The organism is Streptomyces sudanensis (assembly GCF_023614315.1).
GTDB classification, from domain to species: Bacteria; Actinomycetota; Actinomycetes; order Streptomycetales; family Streptomycetaceae; genus Streptomyces; species Streptomyces sudanensis.
In genome coordinates, this window is the sequence record NZ_CP095474.1 from 2,487,040 (window position 1) to 2,491,889 (window position 4,850).

Below are 4,850 nucleotides of genomic sequence, written 5' to 3' on the forward strand. Positions count from 1 at the left end.
CGGCGGGGGAACCCGACGGCCGGGGGCGGCGCCCGCGGACCGTTGCCACCAGCGGCCGGACCGGGCCGGACGCGGACCGGCCCGGACGCGGACCGGGCCGGACGCCGGTGGCTCGCGCGGCGGAGGGCCGCGTGTCGGTGGGGTGCCGCTCAGGACCCGCGTGCGGCGGCCCGGTACTCGCCGGGGGTCATGCCGGTCGCGGCTCGGAAGGCCCGGGTGAAGTCCGAGGGGCGGGTGAAGCCCCAGCGGGCGCCGATCGCCGCGACCGGCACGGCGTGCAGCGAGGGGTCCGCGAGGTCCCGCCGGCAGCGGGAGATCCTCGCCTGCCGGATGAACCCGTTCACGGTGGTGCCGTTGCACTGGAACACGCGGTGGAGGTAGCGGGTCGAGATGAAGTGCGCCGCGGCGATGGCGGCGGGCTTGAGGCCGGGATCGCCCAGGTGCAGGGTGATGAACCTCGTGATCTCGTGGAACAGCGCCTGCCTGCGGGTCTCCGGAGGCAGGGACGAGATGTGTTCGGCGTGCTGGGCGATCACCGCCGCCGCGAGGTCGATGGCCGTGTGGCCGAGCCGGACGCGGTCGGCGGGCCCGAGCCGGTCGTGCGCGCCGATCAGGCCGGTCAGTATCTGGCGGAACACGAGGCCCGTTCCCCGGGCGCCGTCCAGGGTGGCGCCGCACAGCGGGGCGACCACCTTGTCGGGCAGGGGCATCAACGCCCTGGGGAACTGCAGCAGCAGCGAGTGCGAGGTGCTGCCGGCCGGCCCGGCGGTGGCGGTGAACGGGCGTGAGCTGTCGTACAGCACGATGTCGCCCGCGCCGATGACGGCTCGGCGCCCCGCCTGCTCGATGCCCTGCTGTCCCGCGGTCGTCAGCGCGAGCTGGTAGGGCTCCGGGTCGGACCGCCGGATGAGCCGGGGCGGGCGCTGCGAGACCAGGGAGGCGTAGGACAGGTCGGAGAGCTGGGCGGGCCCCAGCGTCATGGTGCGGATGCGTGCCCCGAAGTGTTCCGGATCGGAAAACCTGAAGCGCGTGGTCACGAGGGCCAGGGCGGTGGTCTCCGCCCAGGCGGCCGTCCTGTCGGCGGGCGGTAAGCGGTCGGTGTCCAGCACTGTCGTCAACACGGTTCTTCTCCCCCTGTGCCGGCGCCGTGGGGCCGGCGTGAAACTCGGTCCCCACCAGCTTGCGACCGGGAACGGGCCGCCGGAAGTGCGCCGTACGCCAATCGGAGTGCGCTCCGCACGCATGACGGAACGACTGCCGGACGGCAGCCTGAAGGGGCACGCACAAGGCGCCGTGCCGGGGAACCACCTGCGCGATCCGTGCAGCGTGGGGGCACGGCGGGTCCTGGCGTGCACCGACCGAGCACGACTCAAGGAGGCATGATGCGACACACACGGCTGGCCGCCGCGCTGCTCTCGGGCGTGGTGATGACGACGGGGATGACCGTGGCCGCCCAGGCGGCACCGGCAGCGGGGAACGGGACGAGCGCCGAGACGGTGGCGGCGGCGGTCCCGGACCCGGGGGTCACCAAGCAGGCCGGCAAGTGGTGCACGTACAGCAAGTGGGGCGGCACCTTCTACTGCAAGAGCCAGCTGAAGCACAAGCTGCCCAACGGGCACTTCCAGGTGTTCGTCATCGGCACGAACAAGCAGGCCTACACCCGCTGGTCCTCGCCCAAGGGCGGCGTCAGCAAGTGGACGTCGCTGGGCGGCACGTGCATCAAGCCGGGCCAGGGGTCGATCGGGATGGCGTGGATCGGCAAGAACAAGTGGAACTTCGCCATCACGTGCATCGGCTCCAACAACAAGCGCTACTACAAGGAGCGCGAGGCGAACGGCAAGTGGAGCGGCTGGCGCCTCAACAAGTACTGACCGGCCCGGCGTGACGGGGCCCGCTCCCAGCGGGCCCCGTCCCCCGGCCGGGCCGGGCCGCCGGTGCCGAAGTGACGGGAGTTCGCGGCCCGGCGTGACAGCGGGCGCATGTGCCGCGTCCATCGCCGCACCACCGTGCAGCACCTGCGCACCGCACTCATGTCGGTCGCGCACCATCGACGGACCGGCATCTCGCGGACGGCCGAACAGGCAGGCGCCCTGCACCCGGTCGCCTGATCGGGGAGGTCGTACATGGTGAACCGTGTGAGGACCGGTCTTTTTCCGGTCCCGTCGTTCAAGGGCTTCGCGGCAGGAGGCGCCTCGTTCATCCTGGCCGTGAAGCGAAGAATCACCACATGATGACCAGGCGGATTGATGGCTTGTCGATGATGCGTCCGCCGGTCGTCTCCTCGTCAGAACTCCCCGCTGGGTAGGCGGTGATCGACGTCGGCAGGATGCGGGCGTCGTCCCAGGCGCGCAACTCTGCACTTCACTCGCATGAGCGACTTCGGTTATACGGACGGCTTTCTCCTGCCTTATGGAGTCACGGGTGCTCTATGAGGTCGAGGGACTGGCTGACACGCAGTGGTGTCAGTGGCTGGTGCGAGGATGCGAGACATGATTAACGCCTCTGAGATTGCCGGTTACTGGGACGCCGCAGCTCCGTCGTTCGACGAAGAGCCGGATCACGGTCTGCGGGCGGAACGCACGCACCGTGCATGGGACCGGTTCCTGCGCAGATGGGCGCCGCCTGGCCCGGCTGATGTCCTCGACATCGGCTGCGGTACGGGTTCGCTTTCGGCGCTACTCGCCGCGGCCGGCCACCGGGTGACCGGGGTCGACCTTTCCGTGAGAATGGTTGAGCAGGCTCAGGTGAAACTATCAACCGCCGGTCTTCCCGGGCGCTTTGTCGTGGGAGACGCTGCTGCGCCTCCCACGGGCGGCGAGCAGTTCGACCTGGTGCTCGCTCGCCACCTTCTCTGGACCCTCCCGGCCCCTGAGAACGCGCTGCGAGAGTGGGTGGCCCGGCTTCGCCCGGGAGGCACGCTGCTCCTTGTCGAAGGGCGCTGGAGGGAGGCAGGGCAATCTGGGATGCCGTATGTCAAGGGCGCCGAAACGCTGCCCTGGAACGGCGGAGTGCTCCCCACCGACCTTGCCTCCGCGGTCGAACCGCTGGTGGCATCGATGCGAGTGGAGAATCTCAGCGACACCCCGGACCTGTGGGGCCGCCCGGTCGATGACATCCGCTACGCGCTGATCGCTCAGGTCTGATGTCTGGCCCTGTTCTCGAGTGCGGCATTCCCAAGTCAACCACTGGGCGCTGCGACCGGCGCTGGACCTCGTCTCGTTCGCCAGTCGACCGGGCGGTTGCGTAGTTCCTGCGGAGTGCTGCGCTCATTCGTACACGTCCTTCCGGGAGTGCCCGGCTCGCTTCGGGCGGAGTGCGGACAAAACCCGGCCACATCGACCCAGTCCTTGTGGTCTGACTCAACACGCCTGGCTTTCATGGTGGGGGCAAGTTGTTTTTCGTAGACCCCTCCAGGAAATCAGGGCTCCCTGCGGGGGCCTGACCGCCTTCCCGGCGACCCGCGACCACATCCACGGCGTACGGCCGGTCACGAGCGGCGAACGCGTCACGCTCGTCGTGTGCACCGCTGCCGAACACCCTTGAGCGTCGCAACCGCCCTGTCAGAGAGCAGTCCGGCTGCCAGGATGAGCGGCATGACGACGATCGACGGTGAAGTGGCGCCCGGCTTCGAACCGGTCCGCGAGGCGTTCACGGCGAACTTCACCCGGTACGGAGACATCGGCGCGGCCGTGTGCGTGTACCGGCACGGCCGGCCGGTGGTCGACCTGTGGGGTGGCGTCGCCGACGTGGACACCGGTCGTCCATGGACCCGGGACACCCTGCAACTGGTCTACTCGGCGACCAAGGGAGTCATCGCAACCGCGGCGCACATGCTGGCCGAGCGCGGCATGCTCGACCTCGACGCGCCGGTGGCGAGATACTGGCCGGAGTTCGCGGCGAACGGCAAGGCGGACGTCCCCGTCCGCTGGCTCCTGTCCCACCGGGCTGGCCTGGCCGTGCTCGATCGACCGCTTCCGCTGGCGGAGGCACTGCGCTGGCACCCCATGACGGAAGCGCTCGCGGCCCAGCGCCCCCTGTGGATTCCGGGCACCGCCCACGGATACCACGGCCGGACCTGGGGCTGGCTGGTGGGTGAGGTGATCCGCCGGGTCTCCGGCCGCTCGCCGGGCCGTTTCCTCGCCGACGAGATCGCGGGCCCTCTCGCGCTGGACTTCTTCGTCGGTCTGCCGACAGGTGAGCGCGAGCGAGTCAGCCGCATGGTGTACCGGTCACCGGACGTGGACCTCACGACAGTGCCGACCGAATCGCTCTCCGAAGAACTCCGTGAGCAGGTCGATGCCTGGCGCGACCCGAACTCCCTCAGTAACCGGGCGTTCGCGGTCACCGACCCGGCTGCCATCGACTTCGACTCGCCGGAGGTGCAGGCCGCGGAACTCCCCTCCTCCAACGGCATCGGCACCGCCCGCTCACTCGCCCGCATGTACGCCGCCCTGATCGGCGAGGTGGACGGCGTGCGCCTGCTCACCACGGAGGCTTTGGCGTCCGCGACCGCGGAGCAGGCTGCCGGCAAGGACCGGGTGCTGATGTTCCCGAGCCGCTTCGGCACCGGGTACATGCTCCCCACCGAGGAGAACCCCATGACCGGGCCGGGCGCCTTCGGCCACACCGGGCGCGGCGGTTCACTCGCCTTCGCCGACCCCGACCGCGGCATCGCCTTCGGCTACGTGACGAACCACATCGTCAGCGGATCCGACGACCCGCGTGCGGATGTACTCGTCGAGGCGCTGCGAAAAACGGTGGCGTGACCGGCCTGCTCGCCGTCCCGGCCGGGAAGATCCGGATGCACCGCCACCCGGGAGGCCGCCGCCCTTCCCGCACGCACGGGTGCC

At 70.1% G+C, this 4,850-nt stretch carries 6 protein-coding genes; 4 read left to right on the top strand and 2 right to left on the bottom strand.

Annotation, left to right across the window (positions count from 1 at the left end; genetic code table 11):
* Window positions 1-149 precede the first annotated feature (149 nt).
* Complete coding sequence (locus MW084_RS11480; protein ID WP_029553402.1) at window positions 150-1,121, bottom strand: AraC-like ligand-binding domain-containing protein; 972 nt, start codon at window positions 1,119-1,121, stop codon at window positions 150-152.
* 258 nt (window positions 1,122-1,379) lie between these two features.
* Here MW084_RS11480 and MW084_RS11485 point away from each other — a divergent pair, with 258 nt between their 5' ends.
* Window positions 1,380-1,871 carry a PLL family lectin gene (locus MW084_RS11485; RefSeq protein ID WP_010469752.1) on the top strand — a complete coding sequence of 164 codons (492 nt, stop codon included), beginning with the start codon at window positions 1,380-1,382 and terminating at the stop codon, window positions 1,869-1,871.
* A 108-nt stretch (window positions 1,872-1,979) separates the two neighbouring features.
* Window positions 1,980-2,108: a hypothetical protein gene (locus MW084_RS11490; protein ID WP_275563578.1), complete on the top strand. Its 129-nt coding sequence runs from the start codon at window positions 1,980-1,982 to the stop codon at window positions 2,106-2,108.
* Window positions 2,109-2,220: 112 nt separating this feature from the next.
* Here the strand turns inward: MW084_RS11490 and MW084_RS11495 are convergent, their stop codons facing one another.
* Window positions 2,221-2,352, bottom strand: a complete 132-nt coding sequence (locus MW084_RS11495) for a hypothetical protein (RefSeq protein WP_010469751.1) — start codon at window positions 2,350-2,352, stop codon at window positions 2,221-2,223.
* 137 nt (window positions 2,353-2,489) lie between these two features.
* Between MW084_RS11495 and MW084_RS11500 the strand changes: the two genes are divergently transcribed.
* Window positions 2,490-3,143, top strand: coding sequence for a class I SAM-dependent methyltransferase (locus tag MW084_RS11500; RefSeq protein ID WP_010469749.1), 654 nt, complete (start codon window positions 2,490-2,492; stop codon window positions 3,141-3,143).
* A 450-nt stretch (window positions 3,144-3,593) separates the two neighbouring features.
* Window positions 3,594-4,766, top strand: a complete 1,173-nt coding sequence (locus MW084_RS11505) for a serine hydrolase domain-containing protein (protein ID WP_010469747.1) — start codon at window positions 3,594-3,596, stop codon at window positions 4,764-4,766.
* Window positions 4,767-4,850: the final 84 nt, after the last annotated feature.